19 protein-coding genes and 1 tRNA gene are annotated in these 19,353 nt (G+C 43.6%); 11 read left to right on the top strand and 9 right to left on the bottom strand.

Annotated elements, in window-relative coordinates; genetic code table 11:
- Positions 1-167: 167 nt before the first annotated feature.
- The 11 genes from VCM39_RS22030 to VCM39_RS21980 all read left to right on the top strand — a co-directional run bounded on the left by VCM39_RS22030 (position 168) and on the right by VCM39_RS21980 (position 8,482).
- Positions 168-755 (top strand): TIGR00730 family Rossman fold protein, encoded by a 588-nt coding sequence (locus VCM39_RS22030; RefSeq protein ID WP_322933569.1) that lies wholly within the window; start codon positions 168-170, stop codon positions 753-755.
- Positions 752-1,477: a DUF4271 domain-containing protein gene (locus VCM39_RS22025; protein ID WP_221648410.1), complete on the top strand. Its 726-nt coding sequence runs from the start codon at positions 752-754 to the stop codon at positions 1,475-1,477. Before VCM39_RS22030 ends, VCM39_RS22025 begins: the two co-directional genes overlap by 4 nt.
- A 4-nt stretch (positions 1,478-1,481) precedes the next feature.
- A complete protein-coding gene (locus VCM39_RS22020; RefSeq protein ID WP_002558555.1) occupies positions 1,482-2,234 on the top strand; it encodes a uroporphyrinogen-III synthase in 753 nt (250 codons plus the stop codon).
- A gap of 100 nt (positions 2,235-2,334) precedes the next feature.
- Positions 2,335-2,715, top strand: a complete 381-nt coding sequence (gene rnpA, locus VCM39_RS22015) for a ribonuclease P protein component (RefSeq protein ID WP_002558556.1) — start codon at positions 2,335-2,337, stop codon at positions 2,713-2,715.
- Positions 2,712-2,933, top strand: a complete 222-nt coding sequence (gene yidD, locus VCM39_RS22010) for a membrane protein insertion efficiency factor YidD (protein WP_002558557.1) — start codon at positions 2,712-2,714, stop codon at positions 2,931-2,933. The genes rnpA and yidD overlap by 4 nt, the downstream gene beginning before the upstream one ends.
- A gap of 6 nt (positions 2,934-2,939) precedes the next feature.
- Entirely contained in the window at positions 2,940-3,581 is a 642-nt protein-coding gene (locus VCM39_RS22005; RefSeq protein WP_322933570.1) for a TatD family hydrolase, read from the top strand.
- Between the two features lie 68 nt (positions 3,582-3,649).
- Complete coding sequence (gene tyrS, locus VCM39_RS22000) at positions 3,650-4,942, top strand: tyrosine--tRNA ligase (RefSeq protein ID WP_002558559.1); 1,293 nt, start codon at positions 3,650-3,652, stop codon at positions 4,940-4,942.
- A gap of 79 nt (positions 4,943-5,021) precedes the next feature.
- A tRNA-Gln gene (locus VCM39_RS21995) sits at positions 5,022-5,092 on the top strand.
- A 292-nt stretch (positions 5,093-5,384) separates the two neighbouring features.
- Positions 5,385-6,227, top strand: a complete 843-nt coding sequence (gene kduI / locus VCM39_RS21990; RefSeq protein WP_007483201.1) for a 5-dehydro-4-deoxy-D-glucuronate isomerase — start codon at positions 5,385-5,387, stop codon at positions 6,225-6,227.
- 139 nt (positions 6,228-6,366) lie between these two features.
- A complete protein-coding gene (locus VCM39_RS21985; RefSeq protein WP_002558561.1) occupies positions 6,367-7,161 on the top strand; it encodes a gluconate 5-dehydrogenase in 795 nt (264 codons plus the stop codon).
- Between the two features lie 79 nt (positions 7,162-7,240).
- A complete protein-coding gene (locus VCM39_RS21980; protein ID WP_322933571.1) occupies positions 7,241-8,482 on the top strand; it encodes a DUF4861 domain-containing protein in 1,242 nt (413 codons plus the stop codon).
- A 123-nt stretch (positions 8,483-8,605) separates the two neighbouring features.
- On the opposite strand, the gene VCM39_RS21975 is transcribed toward VCM39_RS21980, so the two are convergent.
- From VCM39_RS21975 to mnmD, 9 genes are all read right to left on the bottom strand, one after another.
- On the bottom strand, positions 8,606-10,177 hold the full coding sequence (locus VCM39_RS21975) for an arylsulfatase (protein WP_322933572.1): 1,572 nt from the start codon (positions 10,175-10,177) through the stop codon (positions 8,606-8,608).
- Positions 10,178-10,283: 106 nt separating this feature from the next.
- Positions 10,284-11,252, bottom strand: a complete 969-nt coding sequence (queG, locus tag VCM39_RS21970) for a tRNA epoxyqueuosine(34) reductase QueG (protein WP_322933573.1) — start codon at positions 11,250-11,252, stop codon at positions 10,284-10,286.
- A 19-nt stretch (positions 11,253-11,271) separates the two neighbouring features.
- Complete coding sequence (locus VCM39_RS21965; protein WP_221648417.1) at positions 11,272-11,925, bottom strand: polysaccharide deacetylase family protein; 654 nt, start codon at positions 11,923-11,925, stop codon at positions 11,272-11,274.
- A gap of 4 nt (positions 11,926-11,929) precedes the next feature.
- Positions 11,930-15,286: a DUF2723 domain-containing protein gene (locus tag VCM39_RS21960; RefSeq protein ID WP_322933574.1), complete on the bottom strand. Its 3,357-nt coding sequence runs from the start codon at positions 15,284-15,286 to the stop codon at positions 11,930-11,932.
- A 176-nt stretch (positions 15,287-15,462) separates the two neighbouring features.
- On the bottom strand, positions 15,463-15,807 hold the full coding sequence (locus VCM39_RS21955) for a HigA family addiction module antitoxin (RefSeq protein ID WP_221648419.1): 345 nt from the start codon (positions 15,805-15,807) through the stop codon (positions 15,463-15,465).
- Positions 15,808-15,814: 7 nt separating this feature from the next.
- Positions 15,815-16,132, bottom strand: a complete 318-nt coding sequence (locus VCM39_RS21950) for a type II toxin-antitoxin system RelE/ParE family toxin (RefSeq protein ID WP_002558569.1) — start codon at positions 16,130-16,132, stop codon at positions 15,815-15,817.
- Positions 16,133-16,988: 856 nt separating this feature from the next.
- Entirely contained in the window at positions 16,989-17,774 is a 786-nt protein-coding gene (locus VCM39_RS21945) for a metal ABC transporter ATP-binding protein (protein ID WP_322933575.1), read from the bottom strand.
- Positions 17,775-17,786: 12 nt separating this feature from the next.
- Positions 17,787-18,671: a metal ABC transporter solute-binding protein, Zn/Mn family gene (locus VCM39_RS21940; RefSeq protein WP_221648426.1), complete on the bottom strand. Its 885-nt coding sequence runs from the start codon at positions 18,669-18,671 to the stop codon at positions 17,787-17,789.
- 38 nt (positions 18,672-18,709) lie between these two features.
- Positions 18,710-19,351 carry a tRNA (5-methylaminomethyl-2-thiouridine)(34)-methyltransferase MnmD gene (gene mnmD, locus VCM39_RS21935; RefSeq protein WP_221648427.1) on the bottom strand — a complete coding sequence of 214 codons (642 nt, stop codon included), beginning with the start codon at positions 19,349-19,351 and terminating at the stop codon, positions 18,710-18,712.
- Positions 19,352-19,353 lie beyond the last annotated feature (2 nt).

Below are 19,353 nucleotides of genomic sequence, written 5' to 3'. Positions count from 1 at the left end.
AAAACTGGAGGAGGGATACTTAAGTTTCTTTTAATTATTTGTATTAAGACATCTTTTCTTTTTGCTTGAGATATACAATATTTCTGTTTTTAATTCTTGGCCTCTTTTGTGGTTATCTTGATGAAATCCTGTACTTTTGCAAGCGTAACTAATGAGAGAGCCAACTTATGAACCAGATAAATTCAGTATGCGTCTACAGCGCATCAAGTACCAAGATAGATGAAGTTTACTTTAATGCCGCCCGACAGTTGGGGCAATTGCTTGCCAAACGCCATATCCGGCTCATTAATGGGGCGGGTAGTATCGGGCTGATGCGCTCGGTGGCAGATGCTGTTCTTGAAAATGGTGGAGAGGTGACCGGAGTGATTCCGAAGTTTATGGTAGAACAGGGATGGCATCACACAGGATTAAGTAAACTGGTAGAAGTGGAAAGTATGCACGAGCGCAAGCAATTGATGGCTGATTTGAGTGATGCTGTTATTGCGTTGCCCGGTGGTTGTGGTACATTGGAGGAGTTACTCGAAATTATTACCTGGAAGCAGTTGGGGCTTTATCTTAATCCGATTGTTATACTAAATACAAATGGTTTCTTTGATCCGTTGCTTGATATGCTTACGCGTGCTATTGATGAAAACTTTATGAGGCGTCAGCACGGAGAGATCTGGCATGTGGCTACTACACCGGAAGAGGCTGTGGAATTGATATATACGGTTCCTGTCTGGGATGCGTCTATTCGAAAGTTTGCTGCGATATGAGTATGTGGTTAATGCTGACATCGGGCTTTGAGGGAATGCCCCTCCCCTACTCTCCCCGCACGGATGATGTAGTAGCATTGATATTGCTGACTTGTTTCTTTTTGTCTTCTTTTGCATTGGCGCGTAGCAAAAAGTTTCTTTCTCAACAGGCGAAGGATTTTGTACTTCATCGGGAACGTACCAGTATCTTTGCCACTTCTACGGCAGCTGATGTGCGGTATCTGTTATTGTTGGTACTGCAGACTTGTATTTTGGGTGGTATTTGTATTTTTAATTATTTCAATGATGTACAGCCGGCTTTGATGGAGGAAGTCTCTCCCCGCCTGCTGCTTGGAGTCTATGTACTTGTTTGTTTGCTTTATCTATTGTCCAAATGGATGCTCTATTCTTTTCTGGGATGGGTGTTTTTTGATAAAAACCGGACAAGTCTTTGGCTGGAATCCTATTCTACATTGATCTATTATCTTGGATTTTTCCTTTTTCCATTCGTATTGTTCCTTGTTTACTTCGATCTGAAAATCATATTTTTAGTATCAATCGGATTGTTTCTGATAATTTTTACTAAAATATTGATGTTCTATAAGTGGTTAAAGCTTTTTTTCGATAATATTAGCGGCATTTTCCTTTTAATTTTGTACTTTTGTGCCCTTGAAATCATACCCTGTTTGCTTTTGTATCAGGGTTTGAGAGAGCTAAACAATATATTGGTAATAAAATTTTAGGACGTTGAAAATTAAGAAAGTACTTGTGTCGCAGCCAAAGCCTGCTTCGGAGAAATCTCCATATTACGACATTGCTGAGAAGTATGGCGTAAAAATAGATTTCCGCCCCTTTATCAAAGTGGAAAGTGTTTCTGCTAAAGAGGTTAGACAACAGAAGGTGTCAATACTTGACCACACAGCTGTCATATTTACTTCGCGTCATGCGATTGATCATTTCTTCCACCTTTGCACGGAGCTTCGTGTGACGATTCCGGAGACGATGAAGTATTTCTGTGTGACGGAGCAAATCGCGCTATACATACAGAAGTATGTGCAATATCGTAAGCGTAAGATATTTTTCGGAGCTACGGGTAAGATTGAGGATCTCATTCCTTCTATCGTAAAGCATAAGACTGAAAAGTATCTTGTGCCAATGTCTGATGTGCATAATGATGACATTAAGAACCTGCTGGACAAGCATAATGTTCAGCATACGGAAGTCGTAATGTATCGCACTGTCAGCAACGATTTTGGAGAGGGAGAAGAGTTTGACTATGATATGTTGGTATTCTTTAGTCCTGCCGGTGTTTCTTCATTAAAGAAGAACTTTCCGGATTTTGATCAAAAGAATATTAAGATTGGAACATTTGGTTCTACTACAGCGCAAGCTGTTCGTGATGCCGGCCTTCGTTTGGACTTGGAGGCCCCTACTGTGCAGGCTCCTTCTATGACAGCTGCACTGGATATGTTTATTAAGGAAAACAATAAGGGAAAATAAAAGAAAGGAATAAGTTACGGGCTACGAGCTACGGGTGCTGCGTATTGTACGTGTGTTAGTGCTTGTAGCTCGTAATTTTTTTAACTTGTAACCGGAGAAGATGAATACATTGTGCAAGGCCGAAAGGCTCTATAGTAAGATTGTTATTGAGAAGATGTTTGCAGGCGGGGCTTCGCGTTCATTTTCTGTCTTTCCTTTGCGTGCAGTGTATATGTCTGTTGACAGGCAGGAGGTGCCTGCGTCTATTCTTATCAGTGTTCCCAAAAAACGGTTTAAGCGTGCTGTGAAACGCAATCGGGTGAAGCGGCAGATACGCGAAGCTTACCGGAAAAATAAGGGTGGATTGTGGCAGGCTTTGGAAGAGAAGGAACAGGGGGTGGCTGTTGCTTTTATCTATCTGTCGAATGAATTGTTCTCCTCTGCTGAAATAGAGAACAAGGTGAAGATTTTGCTTGCCCGCATAGCAGAGAAGCTGGAATGAGGCGCTTTTTGTCTTACATATTGTTGCTTCCTATTTACTTTTACCGGGCCTGTATTTCACCTATGACCCCTCCTTCTTGCCGCTTTACTCCTACCTGTTCGCAGTATGCTATTGAAGCGATCAAGAAACACGGACCTTTCAAAGGGCTTTATCTGGCTATAAGAAGAATTCTACGTTGCCATCCATGGGGTGGTTCCGGCTATGACCCTGTGCCTTGATTGCTTATGGAACTATTAGATATACATACCCATCACCTGACGGAAAGTACGTTTTCTGCAATTAAGAATATTCGTTTTCTCAAAGAAGAATTTTCTCCGGAACCGGGGCGATATTATTCAATAGGCATTCATCCCTGGGATGTAGAACTGGAGGATGAGATTGATTGGGGGGTATTTGAGGAGTTAGCTATGCATCCCCAGGTATTGGCTGTTGGTGAGTGCGGTATTGATAAACTGGTACATAAAGAATTGTTACCGGCTCAGGAACGTATCTTCTCACGGCAGTTGGGCATTGCAGAACGTCTGCTGAAGCCTGTTTTAATTCATAATGTGAAATCTACGGAAATCATCAGTTTGATGAAAGGTCGTAGTTCTGGTCCTGTTCCCTGGATATTACATGGTTTTCGAGGGAAAGAACCTCTTGCTTTGCAACTTATCCGACATGGATTTTATCTCTCATTCGGTGCCAGATACAACGAAGATACTTTACGTGCTGTACCACTTGACCGATTGTTTCTGGAAACAGATGATGCAGAGACGGATATTCATGAAATTTATAAGAAAGTAGCTGATACACTGAATATGTCTGTGGGAGAACTCACAGGGCGGGTACAGCGCAACATTAAGAATGTATTTTTTAATGAATAAGAGTTGTTTCTTCGAAGAAAGAGTCGTACTTTTGCCCAGACTAAATATTTAAAAACTAATATCATTCGATGAATTTTGTAGAAGAATTAAGATGGCGTGGCATGTTACAGGATATGATGCCAGGCACAGAAGAATTGTTAGCTAAGGAGCAAGTAACGGCTTATCTCGGAATTGATCCGACTGCTGATTCGCTGCATATTGGTCACTTGTGTGGCGTAATGATGCTCCGCCACCTTCAGCGTTGTGGTCATAAACCATTGGCACTCATCGGTGGTGCAACAGGTATGATTGGCGATCCATCCGGTAAATCGGCAGAGCGTAATCTGTTGAACGAAGAGACGTTGCGTCATAATCAGGCTTGTATAAAGAAGCAGTTGGCTAAGTTTCTGGATTTTGAATCGGATGTTCCGAATCGGGCTGAGCTGGTCAACAATTATGACTGGATGAAAGAATTTACTTTCCTTGATTTTGTTCGTGAGGTGGGCAAACACATCACTGTAAATTATATGATGGCAAAAGACTCGGTGAAGAGACGTCTGAATGGCGAAGCTCGCGATGGTTTGTCATTTACTGAGTTTACTTATCAGCTTCTTCAGGGATATGACTTCCTGCATCTGAATCAGACAAGAGGTTGTAAACTTCAGATGGGTGGTTCGGATCAATGGGGCAATATCACTACTGGTGCTGAGCTGATACGCCGTACGAATGGGGGAGAGGTTTTTGCCTTGACTTGTCCGTTGATTACAAAAGCCGATGGTGGTAAGTTCGGTAAGACGGAATCGGGAAATGTATGGTTGGATGCAAAATATACTTCTCCGTATAAATTCTTCCAATTCTGGTTGAATGTGAGCGATTCGGATGCCGAACGTTACATCAAGATATTTACTGCTTTGTCGAAAGAAGAGATTGATGCGTTGATTGCAGAACATCAGCAGGCTCCGCACTTGCGTGTACTTCAAAAACGTCTGGCAAAAGAAGTGACAATCATGGTTCACTCTGAAGAGGATTATAATGCGGCTGTAGATGCTTCGAACATCTTGTTTGGTAATGCAACCTCTGATGCGCTGAGAAAACTTGATGAAGACACGCTATTGGCGGTTTTTGAGGGTGTTCCTCAGTTTGAAGTATCCCGTGATGCATTGGTGGAAGGTGTAAAGGCAGTTGATTTGTTTGTGGACGATGCTGCTGTATTTGCATCCAAAGGTGAAATGCGTAAGCTGGTGCAGGGTGGGGGAGTTTCTTTGAATAAAGAGAAACTGGCTGCTTTTGACCAGGTTATAACCACTGCAGACCTGCTTGACGAGAAGTATTTACTTGTTCAGCGTGGCAAGAAGAACTACTATCTGATCATTGCTAAATAAAAAAAGTAGCAAAATATTTGGAGAATTAGACGTATAACACTATCTTTGCACCGCTTTTTAACAGAAAGCACAGTTAGTTTGTCCCATGGTGTAATGGTAGCACAACAGTTTTTGGTTCTGTTTGTCTAAGTTCGAATCTTGGTGGGACAACAAAAAATAAGAATAAACGCCCTGAAAGTGAATAGCTTTCGGGGCATTCTTTTTTTTAATGTATGTTGTGAAACCTTTTGTGCTCTTATCTCTAATTTTAAATGCCTTTCTCCTTTAATTCGTATTATATATTGTTAAACAACTGCCTTATTGTACATCTGTGGACAATATTGATAGATAATAAGAACAAAAATGCAAGGTTTTGCCGTTTTCTTTTCTTATTTTTGCATCGTGTACGCAAACGACGTGCATTTGAGAGTATGATATTATGAACTATTTAAATAAATAAGGTATGAAAACGAACTATGAAATTCGCTATGCTGCGCATCCTGAAGATGCAAAAAGCTATGACACCAAGAGAATCCGTCGTGATTTTCTGATTGAAAAAGTATTTTCGGCAAACGAAGTAAATATGGTGTATTCCATGTATGACCGTATGGTAGTAGGTGGTGCAATGCCGGTAGGAGAGGTGCTGAAGCTTGAAGCTATCGATCCGTTGAAGGCTCCTTATTTCCTTACTCGTCGTGAAATGGGTATTTTCAATGTCGGTGGTCCTGGTGTGGTAAAAGCTGGCGATGCTGTATTTGAACTCGATTATAAAGAAGCACTTTACTTAGGCTCAGGAGATCGTGAAGTGACTTTTGAAAGTAAAGACGAAAAGAATCCTGCTAAGTTCTATTTTAATTCGCTGACTGCTCACCGTAACTATCCTGATAAGAAAGTGACAAAGAAGGATGCAGTGGTGGCTGAAATGGGTTCACTGGAAGGATCTAACCATAGAAATATAAACAAGATGCTGGTAAATCAGGTATTACCTACTTGCCAGTTGCAGATGGGTATGACGGAATTGGCTCCGGGAAGTGTTTGGAATACAATGCCGGCACACGTTCACAGCCGTCGTATGGAAGCTTATTTCTACTTCGAAGTGCCCGAAGAACATGCTGTATGTCACTTTATGGGTGAAGTAGATGAGACACGCCATGTATGGATGAAAGGCGATCAGGCTGTATTATCTCCTGAATGGTCTATTCACTCGGCTGCTGCTACTCATAACTATACTTTCATCTGGGGTATGGGGGGTGAAAATCTGGATTACGGAGATCAGGATTTCTCACTGATTACAGATCTTAAATAATGAGGCATGTGCTGATATGCCCTGTGTCAATTTAAGAAACGACTTAATAAGAACAATTAATTAATAACCTTCGTGCCACATGTGTGAATAAGTGCTTTCATTGGCACTCTGTACATTGGCACATTAATAAATTATTATAATGGTAAACTTTTCATTAGAAGGTAAAGTTGCACTTGTTACTGGTGCATCTTACGGAATCGGTTTTGCTTTGGCTACTGCTTTTGCTCAGGCAGGTGCAAAAATCGTGTTCAACGATATCAAACAAGAACTGGTAGACAAAGGTATTGCTGCTTACAAGGCTGAAGGTATTGAAGCTAAAGGTTATGTATGCGATGTAACCAATGAAGAACAGGTGAACGCTATGGTTGCTCAGATTGAGAAAGAAGTAGGCGTTATCGATATTCTGGTTAACAATGCAGGTATCATTAAGCGTATCCCGATGCACGAAATGTCGGCAGCTGAATTCCGTCAGGTAATTGATGTAGACTTGAATGCTCCGTTTATTGTGTCTAAGGCTGTTATCCCTTCTATGATTAAAAAAGGTCACGGTAAGATCATCAATATCTGTTCTATGATGAGTGAACTGGGTCGTGAAACAGTATCTGCTTATGCTGCTGCTAAGGGCGGTTTGAAGATGCTTACTAAGAACATTGCTTCTGAATATGGTGAATTCAACATCCAGTGTAATGGTATCGGCCCGGGTTATATTGCTACTCCGCAGACAGCTCCGTTGCGTGAAATCCAACCGGATGGTTCACGTCACCCATTTGATTCATTTATCATTGCTAAGACTCCGGCTGCCCGTTGGGGAACTCCGGAAGACCTGGCAGGACCTGCAGTGTTCCTGGCTTCAGATGCTTCTGACTTTGTAAACGGACACGTATTATACGTTGACGGTGGTATCTTGGCATATATCGGAAAACAACCGAAATAAGAGATAAAATACAGTTATGCTGTAGGGCGGAGGAATACTCCGCCCTTTCGGGTTTTATTATCAAACTAACGACAAAAAGATGAAAAAGTTATTTTTCTTTATTGCAATTGCTCTTGTAAGCTTTGCTTGTACTGAGAGCAAGACAGTTACTGTTACAGTAACAAATCCCACCGCTATGGAACGTGCCGGTGAAATGGTAGAGGTATCCATGGGTGATGTCTCTTCTAAACTGCAATTGGCTGACACTGCTCAGATTGTTGTGCTTGATGCTGATGGTCAGCAAGTGCCCTATCAGATTACTTATGATGAGAAAGTAATTTTCCCGGCTACCGTAAAAGCTAACGGAACAGCGGCTTATACTATTCAGGCCGGTACTCCTGCCGTATTTGATACAAAGGCTTGCGGACGTTACTATCCTGAACGTGTAGATGACGTGGCATGGGAAAATGATCTGGTTGCTTTCCGTACTTACGGCCCTGCTTTGCAGGCAACTGGTGAGCGTGCTTTCGGTTATGATATCTGGACTAAATACAATACAACAGAGCCGGTGGTAGAGGCTCGTTATGCAAGCGAGTTGAACCCGGACACAAAAGCTAAAATTGCTGAACTGAAAAAGACAGATCCTAAAGCAGCAAGTGAACTTTATCGTTCTGTTTCTTATCATGTAGATCATGGTAACGGCCTGGATTGCTATAAAGTAGGTCCTACGCTCGGAGGAGGTACGGCCGCTTTGATGTCGGGTGATTCGATTATCTATCCGTATTGCTATGCAACACAGGAAATACTTGACAATGGTCCGTTGCGTTTCACAGTGAAACTGGTGTATAACCCGCTGACAGTAAAGGATAATTCTGACGTTATAGAGACTCGTCTGATCTCTTTGGATGCTGGTTCACATATGAACAAGACTGTTGTTGCTTACAGTAATCTGAAAGAAACAATGCCTGTTGCTACCGGTATTGTTCTTCACGAACCGGACGGTGCCGTTGTGACAGATGCTGCTAACGGTTATATTACTTATGTAGATCCGACGGATAATGTGAACAATAATAACGGAAAGATTTTTGTGGGTGCTGCTTTTCCTGCTACAGTGAAAGACGCCAAAGTGGTTCTTTTCCCTGAAAAAGAGAAGAAAGAATTGCGTGGTGGTGCAGATGGTCATGTACTGGCTGTCAGTGACTATGAACCGGGCTCTGAATATACTTATTATTGGGGTTCTGCATGGGATAAAGCTGATATCAAGACTGCCGATGCATGGAATGAATACGTAGCTGCATTTGCACAGAAATTGCGTGCTCCGCTGACTGTAACAGTGCAGTAATTAAAGGGAGTTAAGAGAAGGGAGAGGGGAGAAGGGAGAGGGGAGAATGGAGAAGGGAGAAGTACTATGCAGCGTAATAGCGCAGCTCCTTCTCCCCTCTCCATTCTCCCTTCTCCCCTCTCTTTAATCATCCTGCATAATGCCTTTTATCTGTTCCCATTTGTTGGTCGCATCGTTTTTCTGAACTGTTCCCGGGGTACTTCTTCCGTCTTGTATATACTTCTGTAACAGCTGTTTTAATTCTTGTACTACCTCCGGATGTTCCTGATATACATTGTTTTTCTCTCCCGGATCTTGTTTCATATTGTAGAGTTGAATAGGAGGCAGTGTAGCAATGACTTCTTTGTCTACATTTGGTTTCGGGTAACTCCAACCTCCTGAACTGGGTGAACAAAGTAGTTTCCATTCGCCTTTGCGTATAGCAAACTCACCACGGATGGAATGGTGTACAACGGCTTCCCGGATTGTTTGGGGATAACCGGGATTCTCGATCAATGGCAAAATGTTGTAACTATCTTCTGCCTCATTCTCTTTTATCTGATATTGGTTCAGTGCTGCGAACGTTGCATAAAAGTCGTTTAGGCAGACCGTTTGGTTGCATTTGCCTTTTCCGGCTCTTTTGGGCCATTCTACGATGGTAGGGACACGGTGTCCTCCGTCGAAAAGATCGGCTTTCATACCTCTCCATATGTAATTGGCGCGATGTCCTTTCTGTGCCATCTTGTCAATACCTCCGGCCGGTGAGCAACCATTGTCTGTGGTAAATATTAGGATGGTATTTTCTGAGATATTATTGTCTTTGAGCGCTTTCCGGATCTGCCCTACCACATCATCTACCATTAGCACAAAGTCTCCATAATCTCCTAACCCGGTTTTCCCTTTAAATCTTTCGTCCGGAAGGATAGGGGTGTGTGGTGCAGGAAGAGGCAGATACAGAAAGAACGGCTGCTTGTTTTGGGCGTGTTGATTTACATAGTCTACGGCCCGGCGGGTAAGGTTGGGCAAGCACTCCTGATGTGAGAAGTCGGAACCTATGGCACCTGCCCGCCACATGGCAGATCCTCCCGACTTGGCGATGGTTTGTATCTGAGTGGTAGTAGGCTGGCTATTTTCTACATAGACATAAGGAGCCATGTCTAATGAACCACAGAAGCCGTAAAAATAATCAAATCCTAAATCGGCAGGGCCGTTAGTGATGGGTTTACTATAATCCACATCTTCCTCTGCCAGTGCATTGGCATTTGGTTTTTCGTGTCCGGCTTTCGTACCCCAGTTCCACCCCAGGTGCCACTTGCCGATGCAGGCTGTGGTATATCTGCTTTGTTTTAGCATAGAAGCTATTGTGTTTCGTGTGGTAGGGATAATGGGGCGTGAGTACCCATATAATACACCGCTTTTAAGGCTCGAACGCCAGTTATATCTTCCGGTGATAATCCCATAGCGGGTAGGCGTACTAACGGACGAGCAGGAGTGAGCATCGGTAAAAGAGACTCCGTTATCGGCCATTTCATCCAGGTTCCGGGTAGTAATGCCGGAATGTTCATTGAATGCCGAGACATCGCCATAACCCATATCATCTGCAAGGATGAAAACAATATTGGGGGAATTTGTTTGCCGGGAGTTGTTTTGTGCCTGTAGGTGCTGGCAGAAGCATAGGGGAACCGATAAGAATCCAAGATAAGTCATTGTCTTCATGATGCGTTGTTTTTAGGATTAAAGTAGATCCTAAAAGTACGGCTTCTGTTTGGCATTCTATGTTTACATTTTCTCAGATACTGTTAATCCCGTCTCATGTTTATGTTTACACGTCTGGCAATGTTTGTACTTCGTCTTTGTTGTTACTCTCTACTTGATGTATGTTTCTCATCAAGCCTGTGTACTTGGCTCTTTTTACCGCACTTCCTTTAAAGATTACTCTGTATTGTTCTTCTGTCAGTGCATGCCAGTTCTCTTTTTCCATCTGCATGAAGGCATCAGTGGGTTGCAATTCCGGTGTCTGGCAGGGAGTGGAAAATCTGTTCCAGGGACAGGCTTTCTGGCATTCGTCGCAGCCATATATCTTATTGCCCGTTTTTTTGCCTTCTGCGGGCGGAATAGCTTCCCGGTGCTCAATGGTAAGATAAGACAGACAACGGCCTGAATTGAGCAAAAAAGGGGCTTCCAGTGCTTTTGTCGGACAGGCATCAAGACATCGGGTACAGTTTCCGCAGCAGCTTTTTAACGGTTGGTCGTATTCGTCTGCTTCTGCACTGAGAAATATTTCTCCTAAAAAGAAGCAGGAACCGGCATGCGGAATAATAAGCTGGGTATTTTTACCTATCCAACCCAATCCGGCACGCCATGCCCAGTAACGCTCTAATACGGGGGCTGTATCACAGAATATACGGCTTTGTAAGGGTAGGGGAGAGTGTGCGGAGATATATTCCTGTAAGGCGGTCAGCCGGGCTTTCATGATATCGTGGTAATCTTTGCCGTATGCATACCAGGCAAACTGATACTGATCTTCTCGTAAGAATCGGGCAGGGTAATAGTTGAGGGCTACGGATACAATGCTGCGTGTTCCTTCTACCAGTAAACGGGGATCGAGGCGCTTTTCGAGGTGGTTGCCCATGTAATTCATTCCTGCTTGCATGCCGTGCGAATGCCAGTGGCAAAAGGCATTGGAGACGGTTTCATTTACCGCTTCTGCCGGTGCCACTCCACAAGCAGAAAAGCCGAGGCGCAGAGCTTCGGCTTTTATTTGTTTAGCAGAAAGAATAATTTCTCCCATCCTGTCTTTTTATTTTTCGTTACCTGTCCGCTTGCCGAACCTCTCCATGCGGGAAGTGTGGAAGCATCTTGAATTCGTAGCCTTGTTCTTTCATAAACTCGATGGCACGCGGCAAAGCGTACTGAAGGTTTCCGTTATTCCAGGATTTCAGCGAATCGTGAAACGTGATGATAGAACCATTCCGTACATAGCGTTTTACGTTTGCCAACACCTGTTCGGGACGCATTTTCTTACTATAGTCACGTGTTACCAGATCCCACATGATAATGCTGTAGTACTGTTTCAGCGCGTGATATTGCTTGAATCCCATGTGTCCGTGTGGCGGGCGGAAAAGATCGGTCTTCATCTCTTGATTCGCACGATCCGTATTTTCCAGATAATCATTTGCGGAATACTCGAATCCACGGATGTGATTGAAGGTGTGGTTACCGATCCGGTGCCCGTGCTCAATCACCATCCGGAAAATATCCGGATACTTCCGTACATTGTCACCTACCATAAAGAAAGTGGCTTTGATCTCATACTTATCCAGCAGATCCAGCACCCAGGGAGTTACTTCCGGAATAGGCCCGTCATCGAAAGTCAGGTAAACTGCTTTTTCGGCAGGGTTCATCCGGAAGATAGCTTTCGGGTATAAAATGCGGAAAAACCACGGTGGTTGCTCTATAAACATCTTTCTATCTCGTTCCTTTTACACGGGAGACGTACATGCCGTACAGTTCGTCCAGTTTGCCGGAATAGTTTTCTGACAGTTTCGATTTATATTTCTCCATGAGTTTCAGCTCTTCATTCAGTAAGGCTATGTGGTACTCGAATTCCCGGGTTGATACGAAGAATTGTGAGTCGTCCAGACTGAGATACCAGGTCATGTATTCGAGTGCCTTATTGGCCAATGCATCCATGATTTTGTCTGCTTTCTCGGTTTGTCCTAACTGATAGTAGGCTTCCGCCATTTGTACGGCGCCATTCTGCCAGTCATAAGGTACGTTGTAAGCAGGAATCATCTTCTCGGCATAATCCAAAGCAGCGAGGGCTTTGTCTTTTTGACCTTCCTTCATCAGCTGTTCGATGAGTTGCGCGAAAACACGGCGGTGTGTATAGCACATACGCATCACGTTTTCATCGATATAGATGCCGGGCTTGTCGATACCACCAAATTTAAACTTATTCATCAGGTTGTCGTACATCTTCTCGCTGTCTATGGTTGCCCCCAATTTCTTGGTTTCAAACGGTGTGAAGCGAGAGGCGAGTCCTTCCTGAACGAAATGCTTGTCCATACCTAACTGATTTTCTCTGCCTACGGTGATAGCCATATACATAGGACGTTCCCAGTTGGCATTTGCCAGCATCTCAAGCATCATCAGTTCACTCTTATAGAGGGCACGTTTCGGGTTTCCATTGTCATCTCTCAGCAGAATATTCATATGATCGGGGATAGAGTCGCCCAAAGCTTCCGGAATCTTCATGCCACTGCGGCGTATCGTTTCTTTATCAATCTTGATGACGATACTGTCTGTCGGGATGACATGCAGGCCCTCTTTGTCTGAACGTATCCAGTATTTAAGGATATTCTTCAGTTCATACGGATCTTCACCGAATTCATTGTGGATATTTTGCAATGCTTCCGGGTTGCCGCTACTGTCTGCCTGTGCGTAAAGAGCGTCAATTGTCTTTTTAATCTCCGGGCGAATTTGTATGTATTCGTTCGTTCCTTCTACGTATTCAACACGGTCCCAGGTGATTGGCAGTGACGGAGAGTCATAAGCAGGGCGTTTCATCTGGTCAATATACCAGTCTGTTTGCAGATAACTCAGGTTACAGGTGCGGGCATCTGTGCGGAAGCCTTCTGTCTCCTGGTTGTACCACAACGGGAATGTGTCGTTGTCACCATTGGTGAAGATAATCGGATTGCCGCTTTCCTGCAAGGACATCAGGTAGTTTTGTCCGAAGTCACGGGCTACATAGCGTCCTGAACGGTCGTGGTCATCCCAGGTCTGGCCTGCCATCTGAATGGGTACCAGCAGGCAGAGTACAGAGACAAGAATAGCAGCCGGTAATTCTTGCATCTTGGTATAGTCGCGCAGCAGTTTGATGATACCTGCTACACCCATACCGACCCAGATAGCGAATGCGTAGAACGAACCGGCATAAGCATAGTCACGTTCGCGGGGCTGGCTGGGAGTTTGGTTGAGGTAGAGCACAATGGCAATACCCGTCATGAAGAACAGGAAGAATACTACCCAGAATTGTTGTACGCCTTTCTGGCCTCGATATGCCTGCCAAAATAGTCCGATAAGACCCAGCAACAGGGGCAGGCAGTAGAATACATTGTGCCCTTTATTGTCTTTCAGTTCCTGCGGAAGCAAGCTTTGATCGCCTACCAACCAGTTGTCGATGAAAGGAATACCTGTAATCCAGTTACCATGTTCTATTTCGCCGCTGCCCTGGATGTCGTTCTGGCGTCCGGCAAAGTTCCACATAAAGTAACGCCAGTACATGAAGTTGAGCTGGTAGCGGAAGAAGAACTTGATATTTTCCCACTGTGTGGGGATATTGACCATAATTGCGTTGCCGCATTCATCATAGGGTACGTCATATCCTTTGATGTCTACCCAGCCTTTGTACTGCGGAATATGTGCACTACTATACATACGCGGGAAGAGCATGTTCTGTGCATATTGATATTCTACACGTCCCGGTACTTCAACATACGAATCTTTCTCTTCCGATGACGTTTTTTCTTTGCGGATGTATTTGGTTGTACTGTTTGCCTCTACAGGGATGCAGTATCCGTCTTTCACTTCCAGAGCTACCTTTGAAGAGTAAGCTTGTCCGTAGAATAACGGGCGTGTACCATACTGTTCACGTCCTAAATATTCGCCCAACGTGAAGATATCTTCCGGAGAGTTCTGGTCCATCGGAGTATTGGCAGTAGAACGGATTACGATAAGTGCATACGAAGAGTATCCTACCATAATCATCATTGTACAGAGCAGTGCGGTGTTCATACTGCGGGCCGAAATCTGGTATTTCTTATTGAGGTTTTTAGCAAACAGATAGAGTCCTAATGCGGCGAGTACGATGATACCGATAATAATACTGCTTGCTCCGTGTCCGTAGAACGGGATTCCTAACAAGGCAATAGTCAGCATGAAAGAGATATTCATACGTGCACGGCTGGCTTCGGTATAGCTTTCGTATACTCCCCAAATGATACTGGCGGCAAGTATGATGATATAGACAATTACACCGGTATTGAAGGGTAGTCCCATACTGTTGACGAAAAGCAACTCGAACCATCCGCCTACTTTTACTACACCTGGCACGATACCGTAAAGCACGATTCCTACCAGCACCATAGAAGCGAAGAGAGCTAACAGAGAACCTTTTGCGTTGGCATTAGGAACTTTTTTGTAGTAATATACCAGTACGATAGCCGGCAGACAGAGCAGGTTTAGCAAGTGGACACCGATACTTAATCCGGTCAGATAAGCAATAAGAATAATCCAACGGTCACTATGCGGTTCATCGGCTACATCTTCCCACTTCAGAATGAGCCAGAATACAACGGCTGTGAAGAGGGAAGAGTAGGCATAAACCTCCCCTTCTACGGCACTGAACCAGAAAGTGTCACTGAATGTATATACCAATGCACCAACAAGGCCACTACCCATGATGGTAACTAACTGACCGGTGGTAATATTGTTTTCGTCTTTGATAATCAGTTTACGTACCAGATGGGTGATGCTCCAGAAAAGGAATAGGATACAGGCCCCACTCATCAGGGCACTCATGTAATTTACCATTTTGGCTACAGTGGTAGCATCTGAAGCAAACTGTGAGAACAGATTGGCTGTCAGCATGAAGAAAGGGGCGCCGGGCGGGTGGCCGACTTCCAGTTTATAGCCGGTAGTAATGAACTCGGGACAATCCCAGAAACTGGCTGTCGGCTCTATTGTCATGCAATAGACCGTGGCAGCAATAATGAAAGTAAGCCAACCGATTAGGTTGTTTACGGTTTTGTACTGTTTCATTAAGACGATAGATGTTTATTCATTAACATGTTAAGTGGGCGCAAAGATAATGATTTACGTGTACAATAGAAGTAAAAGTAATAATTATTATAAGATTTTAGGAAGGGGACAGGAGGTGAAGTAGTCTCCTGCCTCCTGTAGGACTGTTTTATGCAAAGTTCTGCCTGCGGTCGGGTTTATAATAGTGCTGCTATTTTACGGATATTATTTAGTTTGTCCATGAAACTTGCATTTTGCTTCGCTATTTGCATATTATAGTCAGTTTGCATGTTGACGAGCAACTTTGCATTGATGCCTAAGGCTGCTTCAAATAGCAATGCATACTCAGTTGTAATAGCACGTTTGGCATTCAGAACTTCATTTAATACGGAATAAGACATACCGATTTGCGCAGCAAATTTTCGTTGTGAAATACCACGATATTCAATTTCTTCTTTCAATATATCCCCCGGATGTGTAGCCATACATGGTGTGAGGTTGTTGGCTATCATTTGGGGGGAAACTCCCTTTATTGTAATCATAATGAACTTATTTATAATGGTTTGACAACTCTAATATGTTACACACTGTTATAACAGGCTCACTCTCTTGATGTGTTACAGTAAACTCAATTCTATATTGATTGTTCACTCTTATTGACGAGATTCCTTGCTTGTCACCTGTGAGGATTTCGTAATTCAATGAATTGATACTGAATAGGTCTTCTATTTCATCAGCTTCTTCAAGCGTTTTAATGCGACGTATGTAGTTTTTGATAATTTCGGGTTGAAACCGATGCTTTTTATCAGGGGATATACCCTTTTCGTACAAGTCACGCAAATATTCTTTTTCAAATGTAACGACCATATTAGCTTGTTTGTTATTACAAAGATAGTACTTTTTTAAATTGTTTGCAAATTTGCGAACACTTTCTTGTGCTATTTTATCTTTTATAAAATGATACACCCAGATAGAAGTGATGTCTATTCCATCTGGGTGCAGGCCATTTCTTCATTCAGATGAAGAAAGCATGATTTCTATTTATCAATCATTCTAGGCTATAGAAACCGACTTGTTGCTTGTATAGGTAATCCCCTGAGCATTTCTTACATACTGGCAGGGGGGATGAATACGGAGTGTGCTGTGCAAGCTTAGCAGAGTCTGATTATACAATCCGGTGGCTGCTGTGTTCTTATTTACTTCGGTGGATCGTACGCCAATGGATAAAGCCCCCTCTCGTAGAGTAACGTATGAAGCCTCGGTGTGTAACGTTGTTTTAGATGTACATGTAAAGCGATACGACATGTGCATGTGGGACAGTACGACATGTGCATCTCGTATAGCTTTACATGTACATCTAAAACAAGATTGTGCACCGAGAAAAAGAATGTTCCTTTCTGAGAAAGACAAAGTACAATACCGGACAAGGGTAACGATGCCGTCTATGGGCACTTTCGTCACCGAAAAGATAGAGCCATAATCTTCGTTACTGATCTGATTTGAATCAAACTGTATTCTACTTTTATGGCATACGAGATAAAACAGATCGGACAGATGATAACGGATCTTTTTATTTTATTTATTGGTAATCAGGAAGTAAGAAAATCTGATCCGTCGTCATCCGTTTTACCAGTTTCATCCGTGTGCCTATAGAAAACACAAAGCTATTTAGCTTCTTCTACATGCTAATGAACGAATGTGAGCAGGGTTCTTCGGGCTTTTTTTAATCATGATGATGGTGATGTTCCCCCAATATGCGATGAGGCAACGTTCCGTGACCCAATAATTCGATAGGGCAATTGAAATTACGTTCCAGCCACTCTGTTGTGACACCTGTGTCTGGATGATAATCCAGCGTTTCGTTGACGCAGGCGATAGACTTTACCTGCTGTAATACCGTACCAATGTCATGGCTGACAAGGATAATGGCGCATTCCTTGTTTATCTCTGCCAGAAGCTCATAAAGACGGGCTTCAAAACGTTTGTCGATATAAGTACTTGGTTCGTCGAGAATGAGAACGGATGGATCGCTGACAATGGCACGTCCTAACAGGGCACGTTGCAATTGTCCGCCACTGAGTTGTCCGATGGCACGTTTCTCCAGACCTTCCAGTCCCATACGGGCGATGACAGCATGAACTTTTTCGTGCTGCCGGGCTGTAAACTTGCTGATAAGCGATTTTTTAGAACTCAGTCCGGAGAGTATTACTTCTTCTACAGAGATGGGAAATTTGCGGTCTATTGTGTTGTATTGAGGCAAATAACCCATAAAAAACTGGGAGTTGAGTGCCGGGAGTTGTGAGTGATCTGCTCCATAATAAGTGATTTTTCCGGCTGTAGGTTTCAGCAATCCCAGAATACATCTGATAAGGGTTGTCTTTCCACCTCCATTCGGTCCGATAATTCCTAAGAAGTCACGTTCATATACAGTGAGATTAACGTCGTGCAATACTGTACGACCATCATATCCGGCGGAGAGTCCACGAACTTCTATAATCGGTTGTGCCATATTGGGAGAATCTTATTTCTTGTTATGATCCGTTAGTGCCTGAGCAACAGCCTGCATTTCGGTTTCCCAGTCATAACTCAGCGGGTTGATAGGGACGATGTCAGTACCGGTTTCCCTGGCAATAATTTCTGCATTGCGGCGGTCAAATTCCGGTTGTATGAAAATGATACGGACATCTTCCTGGCGACAAAGGTCTACCAGATCCTTCAAATGAGCAGGTGAAGGTTCTTTTCCGCCTTCTTCAATGCTAATCTGTTGCAAACCGTAGTCACGGGCAAAATAGGAGAGAGCCGGATGGTAAATCATAAAACTTTGGGCTGTACCAGGCTGTTGCAGGGTTTTCCTGATGATGCTATCGGTGTGCATAATGCGTTGGCAAAGGCTGTCATAGCGGTTCAGATAATAAGCCTCATTCTCTTTGTCAAGCTGGCAGAGAGCCTTGTAGGTGTTACGGGCAATGATCAGTGCATTATTGGTTGAGTTCCAGATGTGCGGTTCTACTCCACCGGCATGCTGGTGATCGCCATGGTCGTGTGCCTCTCCGAGGATAAGATCAATATCTTTGGAAGTATCGAAGATCTGTATATGCGGAGTATTGTTTATCAGGCGGTCCATCCATACTTGTTCAAAACCGATATAACCGATACGTAGATATGCTTTACTGTCTCCCAGCGAAACGAGTTGCTGGGGGGTAGGATCGTAGGTTTCAGGACTGCTGCCTTTGGGTACGATACTGATAATATCGAATTTATCTCCGGCAATAGCCTCGGTAAAATAGCGTTGAGGCTCTATGGTGACGGTGATGACGGGTTTCCCATTATCTTGATTCTTCCCGGACTTACCCATGTTGCAGGAAGCCAGAAGAACGATTATCAGAAGAAGAGGTATATGTTTCATATGTTCTTTGGGTTTAGTATATTTTCCCTCCGGCAGTTTTATTTTCTTGCTCTCAGTATTTCCCGTTTTCCTCCCGGAGGGCCGGGGAGACGTTCTACTGTAAATCCTGCTGTCTGGAGCATCCGGCGTACTACTCCTTTGGCACAGTAGGTGGTGAGTATGCCTTTCTCGCTTAATCTAACGTGTAGCCGGTCGAATAGTTCTTGTGACCACATCTCCGGTTGCTTTTCGGGAGCAAAAGCATCGAAGTAAATAATGTCAAACGAGCAATCCGTAGTAAACGTTGTAAAGTCAGCTTGTACTTTTCTTAACGTAAAATAGGGGGTTATTATTGCATCCTCTTCCCAGGGAATAATATGTAGCGTTTTGAATAACGGATTGTCACTATAGCCCAGTGGTTCTATCATTTCCCAGGAGAGGGGATAGAGCTCAATTCCGGTGTAATGTACTTTTCTTTGAGTCGCTTCTGCAGTTTCGAGTGTCAGCAGAGCATTCAAACCTGTTCCGAAACCTATTTCGAGGATATGCGGTTCGGTCACTTCAGAGGCACTCAGGCCCATATCAATAAAGATATGTTGGGATTCTGTACGTGCACCTTTCACGGAATGATAGTGCTCGTTCAATTCCGGAACGAAAAGAGTAGCACTCCCGTCGGCTGTTTGTTCGATAACCCGTTTCATGA

This window comes from Bacteroides mucinivorans, assembly GCF_034654355.2.
In the GTDB taxonomy this organism is placed as follows: domain Bacteria; phylum Bacteroidota; class Bacteroidia; order Bacteroidales; family Bacteroidaceae; genus Bacteroides; species Bacteroides nordii.
Note: the sequence above shows the minus strand (reverse complement) of the source record. Positions and strands in the feature narration are given on the sequence as shown.